Origin of the sequence: Ideonella sp. (genome assembly GCF_036277275.1) — a bacterium.
Classification (GTDB): Bacteria; Pseudomonadota; Gammaproteobacteria; order Burkholderiales; family Burkholderiaceae_C; genus Ideonella.
Genome location: NZ_DASUNH010000076.1, coordinates 56,876 through 80,473 on the forward strand (window position 1 = coordinate 56,876; position 23,598 = coordinate 80,473).

Here is a 23,598-nt window from a genome sequence, read left to right on the forward strand (position 1 = left end):
CCGGGGGCCGTGTCACAGTGCGTCGTCGCGGTACACCATGTGCAGCGCGCCGTTGGCGGCGTGGATGCGCTCGTTGCCGATCATCAACGCCGCTGAGTGTGCGTCGCGCAAATGGCGGGCGATGCTGTAGGGCGAGTCGTTGCGGTAGCCGGTGGTGCCAGCAATTCGAAGCGCCTTGGTGCAGATCTCTGCCACCAGCTCGGAGCTGGCGAGCTTCAGGTGGTTGAGCTGCACGGCGCAGGCCACCGACGACAGCTCCTGCGCGCCGCCGTCGGGCGCGGCGGTCATCTGGTCGTAGCGGCGCCTCCATTCGTGCACGTGCACCCGCATCAGCTGCAGGTGCGTCGACACATCGCTCAAGCGGGTGGCGGTGGGCGGGGTGGCGGCCATGCGGCGGCCGGTGTCGCGGACGAACGCCCGGGCGCGGGCAACCGCGTCGGTCGCGATGCCCAGCCAGGCCGAGCTCCACAGGATGTGCGCCCACGGCACCATCGTGTGCGCATTGATGTCGGCAAACGGCGCCGGCACGACCTGCTCGGGCCCGAAACGCGCGGTGAGGGTATAGCCCGGGCTGCAAGTGCCGCGCATGCCCATCGCGTCCCAGCTGCCCACGAGCTGCATCTCGCACTGCGGCTTGTGCGCCAGCACCATCGCCTGGTCGCCCGCCACCGATTTGACGTTGCGCCGCACGGTGATCAAGAAGTCATCCGCCGCATCGCCGTACGACACCACCGTGCCTTCCTTGCGCACACGGCAACTGCCGTCGGCCTCGCTCTCGATCGGGCAGATGCTGGTGCGCACCGAGCCGCCGACGCCGGCCTCGCTGGTCACCGAAGCGATCAGGCGCTGGTCGCGCACCAGCTCTTGCAGGTAGGTCTCGAAGAACGGCGCGCTGCCATGACGGACCAGGCAGGCCACCTGCACCTGGTGCATCGCGAACACCATCGCGGCCGAGGCACAGCGCTGGCCCAGCGCCTCGCACATCTGCCCCAGCTCGGTGATGCTGGCGCCCAGGCCGTCGAATCGCTCGGGCACATGGGCCGACAGCAGGCGCTCGGCCTTCAGCGCGTCGATCGCTTCGTGCGGAAAGCGCGCGTCGCGGTCCACCGCCTCGGCGGCCGGCCCAGCCACCTGGCGGGCAATATCACGCACACGCTCCACCCGTGCCACGGCGGCGGGGCTCAAGCTGACCAACGAAGCGGGCAGGGCGGGTTTGACAATGGCATTCACGGCGGGCTTTTCCAGGGTCGGACAAAGACATTGACGCTAGCCGGGCCAACTGCCGGCGACTTTGACGAGTCGCAATCGGGTCGTTCGCTGCCCCCTGACTCGCAGGATCGGGTTTCACGCTGCGGCCTGCAGCCCTTGATTGGGGTCAAGCGGGCGCTGCCGCCCGAACGACAGAATCAATCGCATGGTTTGCCTCGTGTAGTCCACCACCCAAGTGACTGCTGCCCAGCTTCTGGCCTGGATCGCCGCCGCACTGTTGCTGCAAACCGCGGTGGGAGTGGGCATGGTGCTGTGGTGGCGGCGCGGCATGGTGGCGGAACTGCCTGCGGTGCCAGACCACGCGCACGCGCCGTCTTCGTCCGGCGCTGCGTGGGCCGGCTGGCGGGAGTTCAGGGTGCGGGCCCGCGCCTACGAGGACGCAGCAAGATCGCAATGCTCCTTCTACCTGGAACCGGTCGACGGCGCCGCGCTGCCCGGCTTCAAGCCCGGGCAGTTCCTGACGTTCTCGCTCGACGTGCCCGGCGACGGACGTGATGCACAGGGCGCCACGCGACCGGTCACGCGCTGCTACTCGCTGTCCGACCGGCCCGATCCGGCTTGCTACCGCATCACCGTCAAGCGCGTGCTGACGCCGGCGGACCACCCCGAGTGGCCACGCGGCGTGGCCTCGAACCATCTTCACGACCGGGTCCAGGTCGGCGATGTCGTCAGGGTCAAGGCACCGTCCGGCCACTTCTTCATCGATTCCGATGCCCGGGTGCCCGCCGTGCTGGTGGCCGCAGGCATCGGCATCACGCCGATGATGAGCATGCTGCGCTGGTGCCTGGCCGAGCAGCCAGGCCGCCGTCTGCACCTGGTCTACGGGGTGCGCAACGGCCGCGAGCATGCCTTCAAGTTGCGGCTGCAGGAGATCGCGGCGTCGCATCCCAAGCTGACGCTGACGGTGGCCTACAGCCGTCCCGGGCCCGAAGACGCGGCCGGCACGGACTTCCAGCACACCGGGCATGTCGATGTCGACCTGCTCAGGCGGATCCTGCCGCATGGCCGCCACCAGTTCTACGTCTGCGGCCCGCCGGCGATGATGCAGAGCCTGGTGCCGGCCCTGGTCGAGTGGGGCGTGCCGCGCGCGGACCTGCATTTCGAGGCCTTCGGGCCGGCTTCCATCGAGCTGCCTGGCGCACAGGCAGGCGCGGCGGTGCCGGTGGTGTCCGTCCCGGTCGAGGTCCGCTTCAGTCGCTCCGGCCGCACGCTGGCGTGGGATGGCCAGGACGCCAACCTGCTCGAGTTCGCCGAGCGGCACGGCGTGGTGGTGGAGTCGGGCTGCCGCTCGGGCGGCTGCGGCAGCTGCGAGACGCGCCTGTCCAGCGGCGCCGTGCACTACGCCAGCCCGCCCGACCACGACATCGCCCCCGGCCATTGCCTGCTGTGCGTGGGCCGGCCATCGTCCGCCGTGGTGCTGGAGGCCTGATGCATGCCCGCCTGTTCCGCCGCGAAGTGCTGCCCTTCCTGGCGGGCATCTGCGCGCTGGTGGGCGCCACGCTGCTGCTGGATGCGCTGCTGCATCTGCTCGACGCGGTCTGGGTCGGCCGCTACCTGGGCATCCCGGGCACGCTGCTGATCATCGCGTCCACCGTCTACTCGCTGCGCAAGCGCAAGCTGATCCAGTCGGGCCAGCCGGCGCAGTTGCTGCGTTGGCATGAGGGCCTGGCCTGGCTGGGCTCGCTGTTGGTGCTGGTGCATGCCGGCATCCACTTCAACGCGATCCTTGGCTGGCTCGCGGTGGCGGCCATGCTGGTCAACGTGGTCAGCGGCCTCACCGGCAAGTTCCTGCTCGATCGCTCGCGCCGCCGTCTGGCCGAAGCGCAACAGCGCATGCGCCGGGAGGGCCTGTCGACCGCGGAACTCGAAGAGCGCAGCTACTGGGACAGCCTGACCTTCGATGCGGTCCGCCAGTGGCGCGTCATCCACTTTCCGATCACGCTGGCTTTCACGGGGCTCGCCCTGGCCCACATCATTGCGGTGTTCCTGTTCTGGGGCTGGAAGTGAAGCGCCCGCCCTGGCTGCTCGTCGTCATCGCGGCCAACCTGGTCGTGCTCGTGGCGCTGGCGTTCGTCTACCCGCACCTGATGGTGAGCCCGGGCCCGCTGTCGCGCGGGCATGCCGAGCTGGCCACCGATTGCTTTGCCTGCCACGTGCCCTGGCGCGGCGCCGCCGCGCAGCGCTGCACGGAGTGTCACGCCCTGGTGGACATCGGCCTGCGCTCGACCAAGGGGGTCGCGCTGCCGCAGCAGGGCCTGAAGACCTCGTTCCACCAGGAACTGATCGAGCAGGATTGCGTCGCCTGCCACGTCGACCATGCAGGCCCCAAGCTCACGCAGCGCAGCCGCAAGCCGTTCTCGCACGAGCTGTTGCGCGTCACGGTGCGCGATCGCTGCGAGTCGTGCCACGCCACGCCGAGGAACGAGCTCCACCGCGACCTGAGCGTCGGCTGCGGCCAGTGCCACAGCGCGCAGGCCTGGAAGCCGGCGACCTTCGACCATGCATTGCTGGCCGCCAACGTGGCCTGCGCGAGTTGCCACAAGGCCCCGTCGGACACCTTGCACCGGCAAGTGCGGGGCAACTGCGACCAGTGCCACGCCACGACCGCGTGGAGGCCGGCCACCTTCGACCACGATGAGTACTTCGTCCTCGACCGGGACCACGACGCCAGCTGCGTGACCTGCCACCAGGCCAACGACTTCAAGCGCTACACCTGCTACGGCTGCCATGAGCACACGCCGGCCAACGTTCGGGCGGAGCATGAGGAAGAAGGCATCCGCCGCTTCGACAACTGCGTGGAGTGCCACCGCAGTGCGGACGAGGACGACGCAAAGCGCGGCCGGGGCGATGAACGACGGCGCGAACGCGACTGACGCCCGATGATGCCGAGCACCCGACGAAGAGCGACGCCTTGCGCCGTCACACGACGCGTGGCGGGGCGTGCTGTCGGCCGAAATGACACATGGGTGCGTGTGTGCCCATGGCAGACTCCCCGCGCATGAGCCTTCGCGAGATTCCCGCCGGCAGGCTGCAGGCGCTCGGGGCCGCCGACGAGGGCCTCAGCGCGGCGCAGGTCGCGGAGCAGCGCGTCCACGGGTTCAACGACATCGTGGCCCATGCCGCCAGCGGCTGGCGCGTGGTGGCGCGCGACACGGCGCGCGATCCGATGCTTTGGTTCCTGCTGTTGACGGCGGGGCTGTTCGGCCTGCTGGGCCAGCTCACCGAAGCGCTGACCCTGCTCGTGGCGCTGGCACCGCTGCTGGGCATGGACGCGTTCCTGCATCGCCGCACCGTCGCCTCATCGGCGGGCCTGGCGAGCAGGCTGGCCAGCACGGCACGTGTGCTGCGCGACGGGACATGGCAGGACATCCCGTCGCGCGAGCTGGTGCCGGGCGACCTGGCCGAGGTGACACCGGGCGACTACTTTCCCGCAGATGGCCTGCTGGTGTCCGGCAGCGGGCTGCAGGTCGATGAGTCGACCTTGACCGGTGAATCGTTGCCGGTGGCCAAGCAGGCCCTGGCGCCCGCCGGCCAGCTGGCGGGCAAGGCGCCCGATGTCCACTGGGGCACCGCCGGCACGCGGCTGCTGACCGGCACCGCCCGGTTGCGCGTGGTCTGCATCGGCATCGAGACGCGCTATGGTGAGATCGCCCGCTCGGCCACCGAAGGCAGCCACGCGGCCACGCCGCTGCAAAAGGCGATCAGCGAACTGGTCTACGTGCTGCTCGGCGTGGCGATCGTGATGTGCGTCGTGCTCGCCGCGGTGCGGCTGTGGCACGGCCACGGTTGGATCGACGCCGTCCTGAGCGCAGTCACGCTGGCTGTCGCGGCGCTGCCCGAGGAGTTTCCAGTCGTCTACACCTTCTTTCTTGGCGTCGGCGTGTTTCGCCTGGCGCGCAAGAAGGCACTGGTGCGGCGCGCCGTGGCGGTAGAGAACATCGGCCGCATCACCTGCATCGTGTCGGACAAGACCGGGACGATCACCGCCGGCTCACTGGTGCTCGCCCACCGGGCGCCGGCCGAGGGGCACGATGACGTTTCGGTGCTGCAGGTGGCCACGTTCGCAGCGAGGCCCGACAGCGGCGACCCGCTCGACCAGGCCTTGCACGCGGCGGCGGGGGCGCTGCCGCCGGCGATCCGGCTGGCCGACTTCCCGTTCACCGAAGCCCGACGCCGCGAAACGGTCATCTGGCACCCGGCCGCGGGCCAGCCAACGGCCTTCACCAAGGGTGCGCCCGAGACCGTGATGGCGCTCTGCGCCTTGTCCGCGCCGGCGCGGGCCGACTGGCTCGAACGCGTGCGGGCGTTCGCGTCGTCCGGGCACAAGGTCATCGCCTGCGCCTTGCGCGAGCTGCCCGCGGGGATGGCCGTCAACGACGAACCCGGCGAGGGCTTCACGTTCGCCGGCCTGCTGGCGTTCGAGGATCCGGTCCGCGGGGGTGTGCGCGAGGCCATTGCCGACTGCATGGCTGCGGGGATGCGCGTCATCATGGTCACTGGCGACCACCCAGCGACGGCCGCGGCCATCGCGCGCGAGATCGGGCTCGGCGGCGCGCTGCCGAAGGTCGTGGTGCTCGCGCCCGGCGACGATGCCGGTGCGGTGCTGGCCGCCAACGACGATGTCAACGTGGTGGCCCGCGCCACGCCGCCGCAGAAGCTGGCGCTGGTGCAGGCGCTGCAGGCCGGCGGCGAATTGGTGGCCGTGACCGGCGACGGTGTCAACGACGTTCCGGCGCTTCGGTTGGCCGACATCGGCGTGGCCATGGGCGAGCGCGGCACGCGCAGCGCCCGCGAGGTGGCGCCGGTGGTGCTGCTCGACGACAACTTCAGGACCATCGTCGACGCGGTGGCGGAAGGCCGCCAGCTGTTCCAGAACCTGCGGCTGGCCTTTGCCTACCTGCTGCTGGTCCACATGCCGTTGGTGATCGGGGCCGCGGCGATCCCGCTGATGGGGCTGCCCCTGCTGTTCCTGCCGGTGCACATCGTGTGGCTGGAGCTGGTCATCCATCCCACGGCCATGCTGGCGTTCCAGGATCTTCCGGTGCAAGGGCCGCTCGCCCCGGTGCAGCGGCATCGGCGTGCGCGCTTCTTCTCGGGCGCGTCGTGGCTGGGCATCGGCCTGGTCGGCGGGCTCGTCAGCGGTGCCGTGGTCTGGAGCTACCTGCATGCGCTCGGCACCGATCACGACGTCGAGCACGCTCGCGCGATGGCGCTGGCGATGCTGCTGCTGGCCAGCGCCGCCTTCACGTGCGGCTTGACCCTGCTGCGCCAGGCCGTGGCCCGCTGGATCGTCTTCGGCACGCTCGCGTCGGTGGTCGCGCTCGTCCAGATTCCTGCCGTCAGCCATCTGCTGAGCCTTCGGCCATTGCATGCGACCGACTGGGTGCTGCTGGCCATCGCCTCGGCCCTGGTGGCGTTGCTCACCTTCGGGCTCGCGGCGCGGCTGAAACACCACCTGGAATGACCTCCATCCACCACATGAACGAGCCAGTCACGCCGACTGCACCCGATTGGCACTGCCGCGACGCCGGCGACGTGGCGCGCGAGCACGGCGTCGAGATGCACCGCGGCCTGCACGATGACGAAGCAGCGCGCCGCGCCGAGATTCACGGCCCGAACGAGCTGGCCGAGGGTGCCCGCCGAAGCCTCTGGCGGCTGCTGCTGGACCAGTTCACCGACTTCATGATCCTCGTGCTGGCGGGCGCGGCGGTCATCTCCGGCGTGATCGGCGACTGGGTCGACACGCTGGCGATCCTGGTCATCGTGGTGCTCAACGGCCTGGTCGGCTTCGTGCAAGCATGGCGTGCCGATCGGGCACTGGACGCACTGAAGCGGCTTGCGGCGGCCCATGCCACCGTGCTGCGCGACGGCAAGGTCCGCCGCGTGTCGGCCAGCGCACTGGTGCCGGGCGATGTCGTGCTGGTCGAAGCGGGCAACCAGATTCCGGCCGACTTGCGCCTGACCGAGGTGGCGCGGCTGCTGGTCGACGAGTCCACGCTGACCGGCGAGTCGGTCAGCGTCGAGAAGCATGCGCGGGTGCTGGGCGCCGACGCGGCATCGCTGGGCGACCGGCTGAACATGGCCTACAAGGGCACGACCGCGGCGCAAGGCCGTGGCCGCGGCCTGGTGGTGGCCATTGGCATGTCGACCGAGCTGGGCAAGGTCGCCGGCCTGATGGCGGCCAGCGGTGACCGCGCCACGCCGCTGCAACGGCGGCTTGCCGCCTTCGGCCGGCGGCTGGCGCTCGTCGTGCTCGCCATCTGCGCACTGATCTTCGCCATTGGCGTGCTGCGTGGCGAGCTGCCGATGCAGATGCTGCTGACCGCGGTCAGTCTCGCCGTGGCGGCGATCCCCGAGGCGCTGCCGGCCGTCGTGACGGTGCTGCTGGCGCTGGGCGCGCGGCACATGGTGTCGCTCAACGCGCTCGTGCGGCGGCTGCCGTCGGTCGAGACCCTCGGCTCGGTGACCTTCATCTGCTCCGACAAGACCGGCACCTTGACGCAGAACCGGATGCAGGTCGAGGAGGTGGTGGTGGACGGCGACGTGTGGGCTCCCGGCGCGACCAGCGGACCAGCGAGTCCGGCTCACCTGGAGGTCTTGCGCGCCGGCGCCCTGTGCAACGACGCCGGCCGCGATGGCGACGGCGGCTGGCAGGGCGATCCGACCGAGACCGCCCTCGTGCAGGCGGCCAGCGATGCCGGGATCGAGAAGGCGAAGGTCGACGGCCTGACCCCGCGCGTGCAGGAGTTGCCGTTCGACTCGGAGCGCAAGCGCATGACGACCTTTCATCAGACCGCCGACGGCCTGGTGGCCTACACGAAGGGCGCGCCCGAGTCCGTGGTGCCGCAATGCACGACGCACTGGCACCCCGACGGCGGCGGCGCACTGGACACCGCCCGCGTGCTGGCCGCGGCCCAGGCCATGGCAGCGCGCGGGCTGCGCGTGCTGGCGCTGGCACGGCGCCGGCACGAACGAGTGCCCGAACCCGGCGAACTGGCGTCAGCCGAGGCGCGCATGGAGCTGCTCGGGCTCGTCGGCCTCATCGATCCGCCGCGCGAGGAGGCCGCCCGTGCCGTGGGGGACTGCATCAGCGCCGGCATCACGCCGGTGATGATCACCGGCGACCACCCCGCCACCGCCTGGGCCATTGCGTGCAAGCTGGGGATTGCCGAAGCCAGGGCCGACGCCCAAGGTGGCTCCGCAGCGGGCGTGCTCACCGGCGCAGAGCTGAGCGGGCTGGACGACGCCGCCCTGCGCGAGCGGGTCCGCGCGGTGCGTGTGTACGCGCGTGTCGACCCGGCGCAGAAGATCCGCATCGTCGAGGCCCTGCAGGCGCACGGCGAGTTCGTCGCGATGACAGGCGACGGCGTCAACGATGCGCCGGCGCTCAAGCGCGCCGACATTGGCGTGGCAATGGGGCGCGGCGGCACGGACGTCGCGCGGGAAGCATCGAGCCTGGTGCTGCTGGACGACAACTTCGCGACCATCGTCGGGGCGGTGCGCGAAGGCCGGCGCATCTACGACAACATCCGCAAGTTCGTGCGCTACGCGATGACCGGCAACTCGGGCGAGATCTGGACCATCTTTCTCGCGCCGCTGCTGGGCCTGCCGATCCCGCTGCTGCCGATCCACATCCTGTGGGTCAATCTGGTGACCGACGGCCTGCCGGGGCTGGCCCTCGCGGCCGAGCCGGCCGAGCGCGGCATCATGCGTCGCCCGCCCAGGGCGCCGACCGAGAGCCTGTTCGCTCACGGCATGTGGCAGCACATCCTGTTCGTCGGGCTGCTGATCGGCGCGCTGTGCCTGGCGGTGCAGGCCTGGGCCCTGGCGCATGCGCCCTCGAGTGCGCAGACGATGGTGTTCACCGCGCTGACCCTGACGCAGATGGCCCACGTGCTGGCCATCCGCAGCGAAGGCGAGTCGCTGTGGCGGCTGGGCCTGGGCTCGAACCGGCCGCTGCTCGGCGCCGTGGCACTCACCATGGCGCTGCAGTTGGCAACGATCTACGTGCCCTGGTTGCAGCCGCTGTTCAAGACCGTGCCGTTGAGCTTAGGTGAGTTGGGGATCTGCCTCGCCGCGGCTGCTGTGGTGCTGTTGGCGGTCGAGGCCGAGAAGGCGTGGCGGCTGCGGGCCGCGTCGGTGTGAGCGGCGGCGCAAGGCTCGACGTGCAAGGCGACCACGTCGGCCGTGTGATCGCCCTGATCCAGACCGCCGAGTCCGGTCGCCTGCCGACGAGATGTTCAGGGGACCACATTGGAAATGCGAAGGAAGCTGCTGTTGGAGATTTGCAGGAAGTCACCGAGGCTGCTGCTGCGCACTCCGACAAAGAGCTTCTCGCCTGCAAGCAGCATGACCGGACCCGAGCCGAGGTAGCACCACGCATCCTGGTTGTTGCCGGCGCTCGCGACGGCCGACTCGGCCAGCACGTTCATGCTGCCGCTCGGGATGGCGACCGCCTGGACGCCGTATCGGTTCTCCACGATCACGCGCGCGACGCCAGGCGCCACGATGCGCCCGGAAATCAGGATGCCGATGTTCTGAGCGCCGAGCACGGCATCCGTCAGGCTGGTGTGGCTGACCCGGACCAGGTCGCCGACCGCGGGAGCGAAACTGCCGGTAGGCAACGCCACGTCAACATAGGCCATGGCTCCCGGAGCGACGGTTCCAGGCTCCCATGGAACGGTGATGCGCACGGCCTGCGGGACGCTCGCTCCGGGCATGTCGTGCGTCGCCAGCCGGTCGTATTGGCCCGAGTCGACAATCGGCGTGACCTGGTCCTCGATGTAGACCGGCGGGTTCACGCCTACCCTCGCGCGCAGGATCTGCAGCTTGCGCGAGTCGACGTCGTACCCGTCCTGCCCCGACCCCCGCGCCTGCGCAGGCCAGTCCATGTTGGTGGTCAGTTCGTACAAGTCGTCCTTCAACACGGTGAGGACGCCGTCCCCTTGAATCGCGAACTTCGCGCCGCTGGACTCGTCGAAGACGAGTTTGGTGAGCGGGACCATGAAAAGGCGTTTGGCATCGGGGAGGCGGATGACCCCATAGCCCTCGAATCGGTCCGTCGCGGTGTACGTGAACTGGCCACGCTGGATGCCGCGCGTGCCGCCGGGAACATAGTGCTCGGAGATGCCGGCGGCAGGTACCGGCCGGCTCCGCCGCGCAGTCGCCAACGGCGTTGCCAAGGCTGCCGCGGCAGCTGTCAAGAGGGTTCGGCGGTCGGTCATCGCAAGTTCTCCTGGCCGGTGACGTTGCCAGTACGTTGAACCGTGAATCGCGGCGGGGCATTGAGCTGACGCAAGGGCGGCAAAATCCGGATCTCGTCAACGGTTCCGAATTGATGGTGCGCAGTGCGGACCGCCACGGCATGCGCAGCATGGGCACGTCGCGGGGGCTCGCGTACCGCGGCCAAGCCGCGGCAACGAGTCAGCCGCCATCCCGTGCCGCTGAGCGGTGGTGAATTGGGAACTTGCCTTGCCGCGGCTGTGGCGGTGCTGTTGGTGGTCGAGGCCGAGAAGGCGTGGCGCTTGCGGCGGGCACGGCAACCCGCCCGCAGCCCGGTTCGGCGCTGAAACCTCGCGTTGCGCAAAGTTGGCCCGGCGACCTCGGGGAACGGGCTGGCCGCTTGCGCTGGCGCAAACCGCCGCCGATCGTCGTGCCTACAGTGGCTGATGGAAAGAATCGCAAGGCACCCCATCATGAACATGCCCATCCCTGCGACGAAGCCGGAAAGAGTCTGGCTTGCCTCTTACCCGCCAGGCGTGCCGCCCGAAGTGGATTGGCGCGCCACGCCATCGCTCAAGCACCTCATCGAGCGCAGCTGCAGCCGGTTCGCCGACCGGCCCGCGTTCACCAGCCTTGGCGTGTCGCTCACCTACCGCGAGTTCGACCACCGCAGCCGTGCGTTCGGCGCCTGGTTGCAGCGGCAAGGGATGGCCAAAGGCGAGCGTGTCGCGGTGATGCTGCCCAACACGCTGCAGTACCCGATCGTCGTGGCCGGGGCCTTGCGCGCCGGCATGACCGTCGTCAACATCAACCCGCTGTACACGGCGGCCGAGTTGCAGCACCAGCTGAAGGACTCCGGAGCCACGGTCGTCGTCGTGCTGGAGAATTTCGCCCACACCGTCCAACAGGCGCGGGTGGGCACGGCCGTGCGCGCTGTGGTGGTCACGCAGATCGGCGACCTGTTCCCAGCACCCAAGCGTTGGCTGGTGAACTTCGTCGTGCGCCGCGGCAAGCATGCGGTGCCGCCGTTCGACATCGAGGGCGCCTGGGAGCTGAACGCCGCATTGAACCTGGGTGAGGAACACCCATTGGTCGATGTCGACGTCGGGCCCGACGATGTCGCCTTCATCCAGTACACGGGCGGCACGACGGGCCGGCCGAAAGGCGCGACGCTGACGCATGGCAACCTCGTGGCCAACGTCGAGCAGGTGATCGCCTGGACCGCCGGCGTGCTGCAGGAAGGCGAAGAGACGGTGATCACGGCGCTGCCGCTGTACCACGTGTTCGCGCTGACGGCGAACCTGCTCGTGTTCCTGCGGCTGGGAGGGCACAACGTGCTGATCCCGGATCCGCGCGACATGAAGCGCTTCATCTCGGTGCTCAGGCGCACGCCGTTCACGGTGATCACCGGTGTCAACACGCTGTTCAATCTGCTGATGAACGCGCCGGGGTTCGACGCGGTCGCTGCAGAACGCCGGGGCCACGTGAAGCTGGCCGTTGCCGGCGGCATGGCGCTGCAGCCTGCCGTGTCGCAGCGCTGGCAGCAGGCCCTGGGCAGGCCGCTGATCGAGGGCTACGGGCTGTCCGAGACGTCGCCCATCGTCTGTGCGAACCGCGTCGACGCGACCACCTGCAGCGGCAAGCTGGGCTTGCCGGTGCCATCGACCGAGGTCGCCATCCTGGACGACGGTGGCAGGTCATTGCCCCTGGGCGAAACAGGCGAGATCTGCGTTCGCGGCCCGCAGGTGATGCGCGGCTACTGGAACCGCCCCGAAGAAACGGCGCAGGCGATCACCGCCGAAGGCTGGTTGAGGACAGGCGACATCGGCCGCATGGGGCCGGATGGCTATGTCCATTTCGTCGACCGCAAGAAGGACATGATCGTCGTCTCCGGCATGAAGGCCTTCCCGCAGGAGATCGACGATGTCGTGCGGAGGCTTCCGGGCGTCGAAGACGTCGCGGCGGTCGGTATCCCCGATGAGCGCAGCGGCGAGGCGGTGTTGTTGTTCGTCGTGCGTCGTGATCCCGCACTGACCGAGCAGGGCATCCGGCTGCATTGCGAGCAGAACCTTACGGCGTACAAGCGCCCGCGTCGCATCGAGTTTCGCAGCGAACTTCCGCGCACGGCCATCGGCAAGGTGCTGCGGCGCCAGCTCAAAGACGAGGCGATGCGCGCGATCGACAACGCGAAAGTGGCGGCATGAGGCCGGCCCGGGCGGGTGAAGGGGCCCTTTCCCGCGCGGTGGGGCTGGCCGCAGGCAGGCCGAAAGGTTCACCCACGAACCGGCGGGTGGCTGGTTCGGCCAACCTCGCCTCGCGGACCAGCCTGCCGTTGGCGTTGGCCGCACCACTGCCAGAGATGGAACCGACGGTACACGCCAGCGCGTCGCTGGACATGCCCGACATCCCGACCAGCGCGCCGACCGAGGGCTTTGACCGCTGGTTGCACGCGCAGTTGGGGCGCCGCACCGCCGGCGTGTCCCCGGCCGCGCTGGTGCTGGCCTACACCGACTGGCTCGCGCACCTGGCGCTGTCGCCGGCGAAGCAGGCCGAGCTGGTGCAGAAGATCTGGCGCAAGACCTACCGCATGGCCATGTACCTGCCGCATGCCATGCAGGCCGACGCGTCGCCTTGCATCGAGCCGCTGCCGCAGGACCGCCGGTTCCTGCACCCGGCCTGGCGTGCGTGGCCATTCAATGTCATGTCGCAGTCGTTTCTGCTGACCCAGCAGTGGTGGCACAACGCGACCACCGAGGTGCGCGGTGTCTCCACCCACCACGAAGACGTGGTGACCTTCATCACTCGGCAACTTCTGGACATGCTTTCGCCGAGCAACTTCGTGCCGACCAACCCGGAGCTGTTGCGGCGCACGGCCGAGTCGCTGGGCACTAACCTGGTCAACGGCGCGATCAACTGGTGCGACGACTGGGACCGGCTCCAGGCCGGCCGGCCGCCTGCCGGTGTCGAAGCCTTCCGGGTCGGCCAGGAGGTCGCGATCACGCCGGGCAAGGTGGTGATGCGCAATACGCTGGTCGAACTGATCCAGTACGCGCCGACCACCGCCAAGATCCATTCGGAGCCTGTGTTCATCCTGCCGGCGTGGATCATGAAGTACTACGTGCTGGACCTGCGGCCACAGAACTCGCTCATCAAGTACCTGGTGGACCAAGGCCACACGGTGTTCTGCGTCTCGTGGAAGAACCCGGGTGAGGCCGATCGCGACTACGGCATGGACGATTACCTGCGCATGGGCCTGTTCGAGTCGCTCGACACGGTGGCGGCGATCGTGCCGGATCGCAAGGTGCACGCCGTCGGCTATTGCCTGGGCGGCACACTGCTGTCGATCGGTGCCGCCGCGATGGCACGCGACAACGACGACCGGTTGGCGACGATGACACTGCTCGCCGCGCAGACCGATTTCAGCGAGCCGGGGGAGATCGCGCTGTTCATCGACGACAGCGAGGTCACGTTCCTCGAAGACATCATGTTCGACCGTGGCTACTTGTCGCGGGGGCAGATGGCGGGCGCGTTCCAGCTGCTGCGCTCGAACGACCTGATCTGGTCTCGGGCCGTGCACGACTACCTGATGGGCGAGCGCTCGCCGATGACCGACCTGATGGCCTGGAACGCCGATGCGACGCGCATGCCCTACCGCATGCACTCGCAGTACCTGCATGGCCTGTTTCTGCGCAACGACCTGGCGGCGGCGCGCTTTCGCGTCGTCGGCAAGCCGGTCGCCCTGGGCGACATCCAGGTGCCGCTGTTCTGCCTCGGCACCGAGACGGACCACGTTGCGCCGTGGCGCTCCGTCTACAAGATCCAGTTGTTGACGGACACCGAAATCACGTTCGTGCTGACCACCGGCGGGCACAACGCCGGCGTCGTCAGCCCACCCGGCCACCCGAACCGAAGCTACCGCGTGCGGGTGCGCGAAGAGGACGGCAAGTACGTCGATGCCAACGTCTACCTGGCCCAGGCGCAGCGCAAGGCGGGCTCGTGGTGGCCCGAGTGGCAAGGCTGGCTGGCGCGCCACTCCGGCCGGCTGCGCACCCCGCCACCGATGGGTGCCGTGGGCAAGGGCATCGTGCCGCTCGACGACGCGCCGGGGCGCTACGTCTTGATGCGCTAGCAGGGCAAGGTGGGCAACGCCGCCATGCGCCCTGGAAGACCCGTTCCCGAAGGGTTGCCACCGGAACAGCCGACCGCGGCGTTGCAAAGCCTCGCCGGGGCTGAGCCCGGACAGGAGCCTGCAAGGCCGGACCCCGGCTTCGTTTTGCGCCTCGCGCTCGTCTTGTTCTGGTGGCAACGCATCGGGGCTCCGTAGCGTTTTAACAGGCCCTGGCCGAGTCGGCACGCGCGTCACGCGTGGCGCAGCGCCTCGACGAAGCGGACGATGCGACGTGGGCAGGCCGCCATGTCGGCCCTGTGCGACACCGTCAGCACCCTGATGTCGCGCTGCTCGCTCAACTCGCGCAGCAGGCCCATGGTTTCGCGTCCTTGGTGGTCGAGCAGAAGCCGACATGGGTGATGGTCGCGGGGTACTGGCCGGCGGGGGAGGCGCTGACGGTGACCTGGGTCCTCTGCCCCTTGCGCACCTGCCCGACGGGTCCGCCTCGAAGGCGGTCAGATTGCAGGCGAATTGATGTCCATCAATCGGCTCGGTGGTCGTTGACCTCAGCATGGAAGTCCATGCGCTTCTTGCGGAACTCCCAGGCTGTGCCAAGGCAGGCGGCGCGTCGGCTACCAGAGTTGCCAGCCGTCAACCAGGAGACCAAGATGTCCGCAAGAACGCTCACTGCAGGCGATGTCTGCACTCGTATCGTGGCGATCAGCTTTCGCAGCGTGCGCCTCGCCGAGGCTGCGCAGACGATGCGAGATCAGCAGGTGGGCTGCCTCGTCGTCGTCGAGGAAAGCGATCCCGGCCGAACCGTCGTGGGCATCCTGACCGATCGCGACATCGTGGTGTCGGTGCTTGCCAAAGACCAGGACGCGCGGTACATGGTGGTGTCGCAGGCGATGACGGCGGACGTCGTCACGGCCCGCGAGGAGGACTCGGTGCTGGACGTGCTGGAGCTGATGCGCCGCAAGGGCGTCCGGCGCGTGCCGGTCACCGGGCCGCAGGCAGTGCTGGTGGGGATCGTCACGCTGGACGACCTGCTGGAGGTCGTGTCTCAAGAAATGCAGGCGCTGGCGGGCGCGATCGGCAGCGGCCGCGCGCGCGAGCGTGCGGCGCATGCGTAGAGCTTTGCACCGACCGATCGCGGCAGATGACCGGCGATTCTTTCGGGACCGACGAAGGGCGGCGGCTTCTCGTCGCACTGTGCGGCGGCGCGAACGGTCGGCTTGATACACGCCGTTCACCTGCAGTTACCGCCCGCTTCTGCGCGTTGCGCGCTGGTTCACGGTGCACGGTGACGATGGCCGGGTCAACGGGCCGATGCCGAGGAGTTGCGATGAAGAAGCTGCTGAATCACTGGGTCGCCGCCTGGCGACGGCGCCCCGCCGCCGTGTCGGCCGTCTTGAACGACGAGTGGCTGCGTCGCCTGCGCGAAGCAGGTCTTTGAATGAAGCGCGAGGACTGACGATGTACACCAAGATCCTGGTGCCGATCGACGGCAGCCCCACCTCCAACCGCGGCCTCGACGAGGCGATCAAGCTGGCGCGGCTGACTGGCGCAACGATCAAGCTGTTGCACGTGATCGACCTGACGGCGATCGCGATGGCGCCCGAGACCGGCGGCCTGCTGACGACGCAGATGGTGCAACTGCTGACGCAGGGCGGGCAGCAGATCCTGGCGGACGCTGAGGGGCGCGTGAAATCTGCGGGCCTCGGCGTCGAGAGCGAGTTGATCGAGAGCCCGGCCGTGCGCGTGTGCGATCAGGTGGTCGACGAGGCTCGCCGCTGGCGCGCCGAACTGATCGTGATCGGCACCCACGGCCGATGCGGCGTCGGCCGCCTGATGATCGGCAGCAATGCCGAACAGATCGCCCGCCTCGCACCGGCACCGGTGCTGCTGGTGCGCGCGACAGAGGGAACTGCGGGGTGACCATCGTGAAAACTTTGATGACGACGGGTATGGCGGCACTGTTCCTCACGGGATGCGCGGGCGCCTGGCAGAACACCCAACCCGCGCAGCAGTTGGCTCGGCAGGCAGAGCCGCCGGGCTCGGTCTACACCGGCTGGCGTGTCTTCCAGGCAAAGTGCGCGGCCTGCCATGGGCCCGCGGCCAACGGCACCAGCGAGGGCCCCGAGCTGCTGTCGCGCGTGCGCGGCATCGGCCCACGCCGCTTCGTCGGCATCGTCTTGCAGCGCTACGACTGGGGCATGCCGGACGTGCGGGCCAGCGCCGACATCGCCACGCGCGAGGTCTTGATCGACGAGGTGCTGCGGCGCGAGGACAGCGCGCTCACGATGCCGGCCTGGGAGGGTGAACCGATCGTCAAGGCCCACATCGCCGACCTGTACGCCTATCTCTCGGCGCGTGCCGAAGGAACGCAAGGTAGCGGCCGGCCGGTGCAACCGCGCTGACAACCTGCACGCCGCGCGGCGGCTGGCTTCAACGGTGGTACATCGCTTCGATGAGGTCGCTGAAGCGTGCCTGGAGGTTGTTGCGCTTGAGTTTCAGCGTCGGCGTCATCAGCCCGTTCTCGATCGTCCAGGGCTCCAGCGTCAGCGCCACCGCGCGCGGCTGCGCGTGGTGCGGGAACTGGGCGGTCAGGCCTCGGATGCGCTCCAGTGCGGTCGCGCGTGCTGCGTCCGATCGCAGGCTGGCGGGCGCCCGAGGGTCGAGTCGAAGTCCGACCGCCAGGCGTGACCATTCGGCCACCCCGAGCACGACCACGCTGGCGATGAAGGGCCGGTTGTCGCCGACCACGTAGGCCTGCTCGAACAGCGGGTCGGCGGTGATCGCCAACTCCAGGTCGGCTGGCGCGATCTTCTCGCCGGTGGCCGTGACGATGATCTCCTTGAGTCGGCCGACGATGCGCAGCCGGCCGTTGTCGATCGCCGCCTGATCGCCCGTGTGCAACCAGCCTTCGACGAGGGCCTGCGCGGTGTCCTCGTCGCGCTTCCAGTAGCCGCGCATCACGTTGGGCCCGCGCACGAGCAGCTCGCGGTTGTCGCCGATGCGCACCTCGACCCCCGGCAGCACCCGGCCCACGGTGGCCGGGTCGTTGTCCTCGAGCGCGTTGACGGCCACCACCGGCGATGTCTCGGTCATGCCATAGCCCTGCAGGACCGGCAGCCCGAGGCCGAGGAAACAGCGCGCAATCGGTGGCGACAGGGGAGCACCACCGCTCACGGCCACGCGCACGCGGCCGCCAAACTCGGCCAGCAGCGGACGCGCAACCAGCCGGTGCAAGAGCGGCCAGGCCATGTCGTCGAGCAGGGCCGGCGTCTTGCGAGGCACCGGCAGGCCCTGGCGCCGACAGAAGCGCCGCCAACCGATCGTCTGTGCCCGCTCGAACAACCACGCCTTGACCGCCGAACCGGCCAACGAGGCCTGCACCTTCGCGTACACCCGCTCGTAGATGCGCGGCACCGACACCAACACCGTCGGCCGCACGGTCTTCAAGTCCTCGCCGAGCGTCGCCACCGAGCGGGCAAAGGCGACGCAGCAGCCGGCGGCGATGGGCAGGTAGTAGCCGGCGGTCCGCTCGAAGGTGTGCGACAACGGCAGGAACGACAGGAAGAGGTCTTCGGCGTGCGGCGCGACGCACGACATCGACGCCCTCACGTTGGAGACGACGTTGCGATGCGTCAGCATCACCCCTTTCGGCCGGCCGGTCGTCCCGGACGTGTAGACGACGGCGGCGAGATCGTCTTCGCCTGGGCCGCTTGAACCTCCCGATGGGGCGGAGGCCGCGGCCAGCCAGTCGCTCAGCAGCCGCACCGGCGCGGAGACCGCAGCTCCCGCCGAGCTGCCGTCGCGCTGAAGCACCACCACCTGCCGCAGGTGCGGCAGCGTCCACCCGGCGGCGGCGATCGCTGTCCACTGTGCTTCGGTGGCGGCGACCAGCACCGATGCTTCGCTGTCCAGCAGGATGTAGCCGATGCTGCCCGGGTTGTCGATCGCGTGCAGCGGCACCGGCACGCAGCCCAGCGCGAGCGCCGCCTGATCGATGCACACGGCGTCGAGGCCATTGGGCAGAAGTATCGCGATGCGCGAACCCCGCGGCAGCGACAGCGTCGCAAGTGCCGAAGTCCAACGAGCAATGTGCTGCGCAGCCTCGGCCCAGGTGGCGCTGACCCAGCCTGCGGAAGCCGGTTCGAATTGTCGATAGGCCTCGGCGTGTGGCGTCTCGCCCACGCGCCAAGCGAGCAGTTGCGGCAGCGTGCGCACCGCATCGGGCGGCATGCGAGACAAGACGTGAGAATTCATGCGTTGTTGGCTGTTGTCAGGCGGCGCACGACGCGCACCGTGCCGTGGTCGTCGGGGTCTTGCTCGCGCCTGAACCCCAACTGGTGGCTGAGCTTGAGCATCTTGTCATTGGCCCGCAGCACCAACCCTTCCATGGTCGTCAGGCCGCGCGAGCGGGCGACGGCGATCAGCGCATGCATCAGGATGCCGGCGAGGCCGCTTCCTTGCCAGTCGTCGTCGACGGCGACGGCGAACTCGCAGCCCGTGCCGGAGGCATCGACGACATAGCGTACGACGCCGACGATCCGGCGCTGCCCTTCGCAAGTGGCCTCGGCGACGAGGGCGACGTGATGGACCTGATCCACGTGGGTCAGCTCTGCGAGCTTGGCCGGCGGCAATTCGTTCAGCGTGGCCATGAACCGCTGGTAGCGGCTCGCGCTGGACAACCGGCGGACGAAATCGGCCTCGAGCACCTCGTCATCGTCTCGCATCGGACGAATCGCCACCGGCGTGCCGAAGAAGACATGCTGGCTGCACGGCAGTGCAGGCGGCTCGTGCGACGCCGAACCAGGCGGCACAGGCACCGCTCGCCCGGAGGCGACGTAGTCGACGATCGCGTCGATCGTTGACAAACGGGCGTGCTCGCACTGGGGAATCTCGATGCAGAACCTTTCCTCCAGGCCGGTGATGACGTTGAGCCAGTCCATGGAGTCGAGATCGATCACCTGGCGCAGCGCCATGTCCGGCTGGATCTGCCGGGACACGGTCTCCGGCGCGACCGTGTGGATGGTGTCCAGCACGATGCCGCGGATCTCTGCGGGGGCCATGCGGGATCGATCGGAAAGCCCTGCCCTCTGGCTGCACGTCGGCTTGTCATCTGGCTCCATCGTCATCCTCTGCATCCGGCTGTCGGCATGGCGTCAGGTTGCGCTGGCGCATGTGTCGGCGGGCCGAAATGGGGCGCTCGCAGCGTCGCCAAGCCGGGCAGATACCACCCGGTATCTGCCCGGCTCGCCGTCTCACGATCATCCCCATTGCGACCCGTCGCAATGGCTGCTATTTACGCGACAGGACACTAGGCGACATGCCATCCGGCGCATTGATGAAACGCAAGCCAACCGGACCTGGCGGTGCTTGAATGGGCGACGCGGGGAGGTGAACCATGCTGATCTTTGCCCTGGACGCCGGCAACCGGGGCTTCGCCGAAGCGCTGGCACGCGATCTCGACACGGTGTTGTCGCCGCACGAGGACCGCCGTTTCGAGGACGGTGAAGCCAAGCTGAGACCGCTGGTCGACCCGCGTGGCAGCGATGCCTATGTGGTCCATGGCCTGCACGGCGGGCCTGACGACAGCCCGCACGACAAGCTGGCCCGGCTGCTGATGTTCATCGCCACCTTGCGCGAGCACGGGGCCCGCCGTGTGACGGCTGTCGTGCCGTATCTCGCCTATGCGCGCAAGGATCGCCAGACCAAGCCCTTCGATCCCGTGTCGCAGCGCTGCGTCGCGCAACTGATCGAGGCCGTCGGCACCGCGCAGATCATCGTGCTGGAGGTGCACAACCCCGCGGCATTCCAGAACGCCTTCCGCATCCCGACCATCCACCTCGACGCCCGCCACGCACTGGATGCGGCCGTCGACGCGACGGTTGGGCAAGGGCCGCTGGTGATCGCCTCACCCGATACGGGAGGAGCGAAACGCGCCCAGCTGTGGCGGGAGGACCTCGAGGCGCGGCTGGAGCGACCGGTCGGGTTCGCGATGGTGGACAAGCGTCGCAGCGCGGGTCTGGTCAGCGGCACGCCGATCGTTGCCGGCGATGTGACGGGTGCCACGGTGCTGCTGTTCGACGACCTCGTCGCCACCGGGGAGACGCTGCAGCGCGCGGCGCTGGCGTTGCGCGCTGCCGGTGCGCGCAGCGTCGTCGCGTGCGCGGCGCACGGGCTGTTCGTCGGGACGGCGGGACACAGGCTGATCGATGGCGCGATCGATCAGGTGTTCGTGACCGACAGCGTGCCGGCATTTCGCTTGCCCGAAGAGGCCAGGGCGATGGTGACGACGGTGTCTTGCACCCCGCTGTTCGCGCGAGCCATCCGTGACAGCCATGCCTCCTGGGGCCGTTGACCCGGCCCCGCGCTGCCGAGCCGGCCATCGGCAAGGTGACTTGATCAGCTGGCGGCCAGGGCCGTCGCGTCGCTGAGCGGGCAGTAACCGTCGAGGTCGTCGAGCGCCGCGAGCGCGCGTTGCACGCAACGTTGTGCAAGCGGTGCCCACTTCTGCGGCGCGCGCGGTTGCGGATCGAGCAGATGGGCCATGGCCAGGCGGGCCCGAAGCAGGGCCCGTTGCGCCGTGTAGAGGTGGATCAGTGCGGCGGGCGGCCGGTCGTCCAACGCCGCGGACAAGCCGGCGATGAGACGGGGCATGAGCCAGTCGGCACCCGCCAGGCCGCATTCAAGGCCGAGAAACGCCACCTCGTCGAACGGATCGACCTGCCGAAGCTGGGCATTGAACTCGAGGCAATCGATGATCACCGGCGGGTCCACCAGGCAGACATGCTCCGGCCGCAGATCGCCATGGCCTTCGACGATGCGGCCGCGCGTGCAAGGCTCATACAGCAGTTCCGCATACGTCACCAGCGCGCGATCCATGCGATCGAGAGCAAGGCCCGCGTGGTGCAACTCGAACTGCGGCCGCAGCATCACTTCGCGATTCGATGCTTGTTCTCGATGGAACCGGGCGACGTATTCCTCGGCCTGGACAGGCAGCGTCATGGCGTGGCGGTAGAAGCGCCCGAGCAGCCCAACGAGCTTGTCGATGTCGACCTCGGTGACCTGCCCCTGCGCAATCAACCGATGCAGCATGCGCTGCTCGGGCAGCCGGTGCATCAGCACCAGCCAGTCGAGCGTCTGGCCGGGTGCCGGCAACCGCTCGGGCGGCAGGACACTGAACTCGCCGTCGTGCCACTGCAACGCCCGCAGGCCCAGATAGACACCCGGCGCCAGGCGAGCGTTCAAGCGCAGCTCTTGACGGCAGTAGAACTCGCGCGCCTCGATCGTCGAGAAGTCCAGGAACGGAAAGCGGACCGGCTTCTTCAACTTGAGTACGCAGTCGCTGGTCAGAAAGACCCAGGACATGTGGGTCTCCATGGCCTGCACATTCCCATCCGCCAGACCGTGCGCTGCCGGCGACCGCAGGAACGCCACCTTCGCCTCGAGGCTCGGCAAAGCCTCGGACGGCGCGACCGGCGCTGTCGAGGCAGTCAAGGCAGGCGTGGCAGGCGTGGCAGGCGTGGGTGTTGGCATGGAATGCGCGAGCTTCCTGGCTCAGCACGTCGCCGAATCGACCTGCGCGGCCAGGTGGCGCAGGCCAGCGGAGATCTCCGCGCCGTACCCGGCCGGTGCCGCGTCCAGCAACAAAAGAGCGCTCTGCAAGCGTGACCGTTCATGGACATGCCGTTCGCGGACCTGGTCGAGGGTCGGCGTGGGCTGCAGGCGCCGGCCGGCGCGCATGCAGGGCTGCAGGAGTGCAACCCCCGGGGCGCTTTCCGACACGAGGTGAACGAGATCGCCTGCCAGGCATCCCACGCCGTCGAGGCGTCGGCTCACCTGTTTGACGCCCGGCCAGGTGGCCTTGCCCTCGGAACGCTTGCGCCGCGCGATGCCGGCGTAGCTCTGCAGCTTGTAGACCATGTCGAGCGCCGGTGCATCGCTCGAGGTGCCGAGCGCGGTGCCCACGCCGAACCCGTCGATCGGTGCACCGTCCTGGAGCAATGTGGCGATGCGGTGTTCGTCGAGGTTGCCGCTCGCGAACACGATGACGTCGGCCAGATCCGCAGCGTCGAGCATCGAGCGTACCGCGCGAGCGTGTGCGCCGAGGTCGCCGCTGTCCAGCCGTACGCCACCGATGGCGATGCCGTCGAGCTTCAGGCGCGGTGCGATGGCGATCAGCTTGGCGACGGCGGCCTCGCTGTCATAGGTGTCGACAAGCATCGTCGGCCGCAGCGGGCGTGAGCGCGCGAAAGCTTCGAAGGCGCCCGCCTCGCTGGCATGCGCCTGCACGAACGAATGCGCCATCGTGCCGACCACCGGGATCTCGAAGCGGCGGCCCGCCTCGGCGGTGGCGGTGCCGTCGAAGCCGGCCAGCCAAGCCGCGCGTGCGGCGAACACGGAGGCCTCTGCACCATGCGCACGGCGCATGCCGAAGTCGATGAGCGTCTTGTCGCGCGCGGCCGTTCGCATCCGGGCCGCTTTCGAGGCGATCAGCGTCTGGAAATGAACGATGTTGAGCAACCGACTCTCGACGAGCTGCGCCTGCGGCAGCGGTGCCGTCACCCGAAGGATCGGCTCGTCGGGGAAGAACACCGTTCCCTCCGGCATGGCGTGCACATCGCCCGTGAAGCGAAGTTCGCGCAGCCGCGGCGCCAGTGTCGCGGGGAAGCCACCGCGACCGACCAGCCATGCGATCTCGCTGTCGTCGAAGCGCAGGTCCTCGAGGTAGTCCAGCGCTTGCTCCAGGCCCGCAGCCACGAGGAAGCAACGGTTCGGGGGCAGCTTGCGCACGAACAGCTCGAACACCGCCTCCTCCTCGAGCCCTTCGTGCAGATAGGCCTGCAGCATCGTGAGCTGATAGAAGTCGGTGAGCAGCGCACTCATCGATCGTCCCTGGCGGCATTCATCGCGTCACTCTAGGCATGACGCGGCGCCTGCGACTGATCCCGATCAAGTCGCGACCATCGCGTGGGGACGACGCTGGC

General features: G+C 68.9%; 18 protein-coding genes. 11 read left to right on the top strand and 7 right to left on the bottom strand.

Annotation, left to right across the window (positions count from 1 at the left end; translation table 11 throughout):
• Positions 1 to 12 precede the first annotated feature (12 nt).
• Positions 13 to 1,230 carry an acyl-CoA dehydrogenase family protein gene (locus VFY73_RS13425; protein ID WP_329719482.1) on the bottom strand — a complete coding sequence of 406 codons (1,218 nt, stop codon included), beginning with the start codon at positions 1,228 to 1,230 and terminating at the stop codon, positions 13 to 15.
• A 214-nt stretch (positions 1,231 to 1,444) separates the two neighbouring features.
• On the opposite strand from VFY73_RS13425, the gene VFY73_RS13430 reads away from it, so the two are divergent.
• The 5 genes from VFY73_RS13430 (at position 1,445) to VFY73_RS13450 (ending at position 9,414) form a co-directional block, all read left to right on the top strand.
• Complete coding sequence (locus tag VFY73_RS13430) at positions 1,445 to 2,698, top strand: 2Fe-2S iron-sulfur cluster-binding protein (RefSeq protein ID WP_329719484.1); 1,254 nt, start codon at positions 1,445 to 1,447, stop codon at positions 2,696 to 2,698.
• Positions 2,698 to 3,276, top strand: coding sequence for a hypothetical protein (locus VFY73_RS13435; protein ID WP_329719486.1), 579 nt, complete (start codon positions 2,698 to 2,700; stop codon positions 3,274 to 3,276). The genes VFY73_RS13430 and VFY73_RS13435 overlap by 1 nt, the downstream gene beginning before the upstream one ends.
• The gene (locus VFY73_RS13440) at positions 3,273 to 4,142 is read left to right on the top strand and encodes a cytochrome c3 family protein (RefSeq protein ID WP_329719488.1); all 870 of its coding nucleotides are present in this window, start codon (positions 3,273 to 3,275) and stop codon (positions 4,140 to 4,142) included. Before VFY73_RS13435 ends, VFY73_RS13440 begins: the two co-directional genes overlap by 4 nt.
• 125 nt (positions 4,143 to 4,267) lie before the next feature.
• The gene (locus VFY73_RS13445) at positions 4,268 to 6,733 is read left to right on the top strand and encodes a cation-transporting P-type ATPase (protein WP_329719490.1); all 2,466 of its coding nucleotides are present in this window, start codon (positions 4,268 to 4,270) and stop codon (positions 6,731 to 6,733) included.
• Positions 6,730 to 9,414, top strand: a complete 2,685-nt coding sequence (locus tag VFY73_RS13450; protein ID WP_329719492.1) for a cation-translocating P-type ATPase — start codon at positions 6,730 to 6,732, stop codon at positions 9,412 to 9,414. The genes VFY73_RS13445 and VFY73_RS13450 overlap by 4 nt, the downstream gene beginning before the upstream one ends.
• 95 nt (positions 9,415 to 9,509) lie before the next feature.
• On the opposite strand, the gene VFY73_RS13455 is transcribed toward VFY73_RS13450, so the two are convergent.
• Positions 9,510 to 10,493: a hypothetical protein gene (locus VFY73_RS13455; protein ID WP_329719494.1), complete on the bottom strand. Its 984-nt coding sequence runs from the start codon at positions 10,491 to 10,493 to the stop codon at positions 9,510 to 9,512.
• A 471-nt stretch (positions 10,494 to 10,964) separates the two neighbouring features.
• Between VFY73_RS13455 and VFY73_RS13460 the strand changes: the two genes are divergently transcribed.
• Both VFY73_RS13460 and VFY73_RS13465 read left to right on the top strand, forming a co-directional pair.
• On the top strand, positions 10,965 to 12,695 hold the full coding sequence (locus tag VFY73_RS13460) for an AMP-binding protein (RefSeq protein ID WP_329719495.1): 1,731 nt from the start codon (positions 10,965 to 10,967) through the stop codon (positions 12,693 to 12,695).
• 155 nt (positions 12,696 to 12,850) lie between these two features.
• Positions 12,851 to 14,620, top strand: a complete 1,770-nt coding sequence (locus tag VFY73_RS13465) for a PHA/PHB synthase family protein (protein WP_329719497.1) — start codon at positions 12,851 to 12,853, stop codon at positions 14,618 to 14,620.
• A 230-nt stretch (positions 14,621 to 14,850) separates the two neighbouring features.
• Here the strand turns inward: VFY73_RS13465 and VFY73_RS13470 are convergent, their stop codons facing one another.
• The gene (locus VFY73_RS13470; RefSeq protein ID WP_329719499.1) at positions 14,851 to 14,976 is read right to left on the bottom strand and encodes a hypothetical protein; all 126 of its coding nucleotides are present in this window, start codon (positions 14,974 to 14,976) and stop codon (positions 14,851 to 14,853) included.
• A 291-nt stretch (positions 14,977 to 15,267) separates the two neighbouring features.
• Between VFY73_RS13470 and VFY73_RS13475 the strand changes: the two genes are divergently transcribed.
• From VFY73_RS13475 to VFY73_RS13485, 3 genes are all read left to right on the top strand, one after another.
• Positions 15,268 to 15,732: a CBS domain-containing protein gene (locus VFY73_RS13475; protein WP_329719501.1), complete on the top strand. Its 465-nt coding sequence runs from the start codon at positions 15,268 to 15,270 to the stop codon at positions 15,730 to 15,732.
• Positions 15,733 to 16,075: 343 nt separating this feature from the next.
• Entirely contained in the window at positions 16,076 to 16,537 is a 462-nt protein-coding gene (locus VFY73_RS13480; RefSeq protein ID WP_329719503.1) for a universal stress protein, read from the top strand.
• Between the two features lie 5 nt (positions 16,538 to 16,542).
• On the top strand, positions 16,543 to 17,019 hold the full coding sequence (locus VFY73_RS13485; protein WP_329719505.1) for a cytochrome c: 477 nt from the start codon (positions 16,543 to 16,545) through the stop codon (positions 17,017 to 17,019).
• Positions 17,020 to 17,047: 28 nt separating this feature from the next.
• Here the strand turns inward: VFY73_RS13485 and VFY73_RS13490 are convergent, their stop codons facing one another.
• Both VFY73_RS13490 and VFY73_RS13495 read right to left on the bottom strand, forming a co-directional pair.
• The gene (locus tag VFY73_RS13490) at positions 17,048 to 18,871 is read right to left on the bottom strand and encodes a long-chain fatty acid--CoA ligase (protein WP_329719507.1); all 1,824 of its coding nucleotides are present in this window, start codon (positions 18,869 to 18,871) and stop codon (positions 17,048 to 17,050) included.
• Entirely contained in the window at positions 18,868 to 19,590 is a 723-nt protein-coding gene (locus VFY73_RS13495) for a GNAT family N-acetyltransferase (RefSeq protein ID WP_329719509.1), read from the bottom strand. Before VFY73_RS13495 ends, VFY73_RS13490 begins: the two co-directional genes overlap by 4 nt.
• 422 nt (positions 19,591 to 20,012) lie before the next feature.
• Between VFY73_RS13495 and VFY73_RS13500 the strand changes: the two genes are divergently transcribed.
• A complete protein-coding gene (locus VFY73_RS13500) occupies positions 20,013 to 20,969 on the top strand; it encodes a ribose-phosphate diphosphokinase (protein ID WP_329719511.1) in 957 nt (318 codons plus the stop codon).
• Between the two features lie 44 nt (positions 20,970 to 21,013).
• On the opposite strand, the gene VFY73_RS13505 is transcribed toward VFY73_RS13500, so the two are convergent.
• Together VFY73_RS13505 and VFY73_RS13510 are read right to left on the bottom strand one after the other, a co-directional pair.
• Positions 21,014 to 21,979, bottom strand: a complete 966-nt coding sequence (locus VFY73_RS13505) for a hypothetical protein (RefSeq protein ID WP_329719513.1) — start codon at positions 21,977 to 21,979, stop codon at positions 21,014 to 21,016.
• A gap of 189 nt (positions 21,980 to 22,168) precedes the next feature.
• A complete protein-coding gene (locus VFY73_RS13510) occupies positions 22,169 to 23,497 on the bottom strand; it encodes a nicotinate phosphoribosyltransferase (protein ID WP_329719515.1) in 1,329 nt (442 codons plus the stop codon).
• Between the last annotated feature and the right edge of the window lie 101 nt (positions 23,498 to 23,598).

What these genes read in the sequence shown, in the direction of transcription:
- VFY73_RS13435 (WP_329719486.1), top strand. Translation starts at nt 2,698, where the DNA reads ATGCATGCCCGCCTGTTCCGCCGCGAAGTGCTGCCCTTCCTGGCGGGC.
- VFY73_RS13445 (WP_329719490.1), top strand. Translation starts at nt 4,268, where the DNA reads ATGAGCCTTCGCGAGATTCCCGCCGGCAGGCTGCAGGCGCTCGGGGCC.
- VFY73_RS13450 (WP_329719492.1), top strand. Translation starts at nt 6,730, where the DNA reads ATGACCTCCATCCACCACATGAACGAGCCAGTCACGCCGACTGCACCC.
- VFY73_RS13455 (WP_329719494.1), bottom strand. Translation starts at nt 10,493, where the DNA reads ATGACCGACCGCCGAACCCTCTTGACAGCTGCCGCGGCAGCCTTGGCA.
- VFY73_RS13460 (WP_329719495.1), top strand. Translation starts at nt 10,965, where the DNA reads ATGAACATGCCCATCCCTGCGACGAAGCCGGAAAGAGTCTGGCTTGCC.
- VFY73_RS13465 (WP_329719497.1), top strand. Translation starts at nt 12,851, where the DNA reads ATGGAACCGACGGTACACGCCAGCGCGTCGCTGGACATGCCCGACATC.
- VFY73_RS13470 (WP_329719499.1), bottom strand. Translation starts at nt 14,976, where the DNA reads ATGGGCCTGCTGCGCGAGTTGAGCGAGCAGCGCGACATCAGGGTGCTG.
- VFY73_RS13475 (WP_329719501.1), top strand. Translation starts at nt 15,268, where the DNA reads ATGTCCGCAAGAACGCTCACTGCAGGCGATGTCTGCACTCGTATCGTG.
- VFY73_RS13480 (WP_329719503.1), top strand. Translation starts at nt 16,076, where the DNA reads ATGTACACCAAGATCCTGGTGCCGATCGACGGCAGCCCCACCTCCAAC.
- VFY73_RS13490 (WP_329719507.1), bottom strand. Translation starts at nt 18,871, where the DNA reads ATGAATTCTCACGTCTTGTCTCGCATGCCGCCCGATGCGGTGCGCACG.
- VFY73_RS13495 (WP_329719509.1), bottom strand. Translation starts at nt 19,590, where the DNA reads ATGGCGCTGCGCCAGGTGATCGATCTCGACTCCATGGACTGGCTCAAC.
- VFY73_RS13500 (WP_329719511.1), top strand. Translation starts at nt 20,013, where the DNA reads ATGCTGATCTTTGCCCTGGACGCCGGCAACCGGGGCTTCGCCGAAGCG.
- VFY73_RS13505 (WP_329719513.1), bottom strand. Translation starts at nt 21,979, where the DNA reads ATGTCCTGGGTCTTTCTGACCAGCGACTGCGTACTCAAGTTGAAGAAG.
- VFY73_RS13510 (WP_329719515.1), bottom strand. Translation starts at nt 23,497, where the DNA reads ATGAGTGCGCTGCTCACCGACTTCTATCAGCTCACGATGCTGCAGGCC.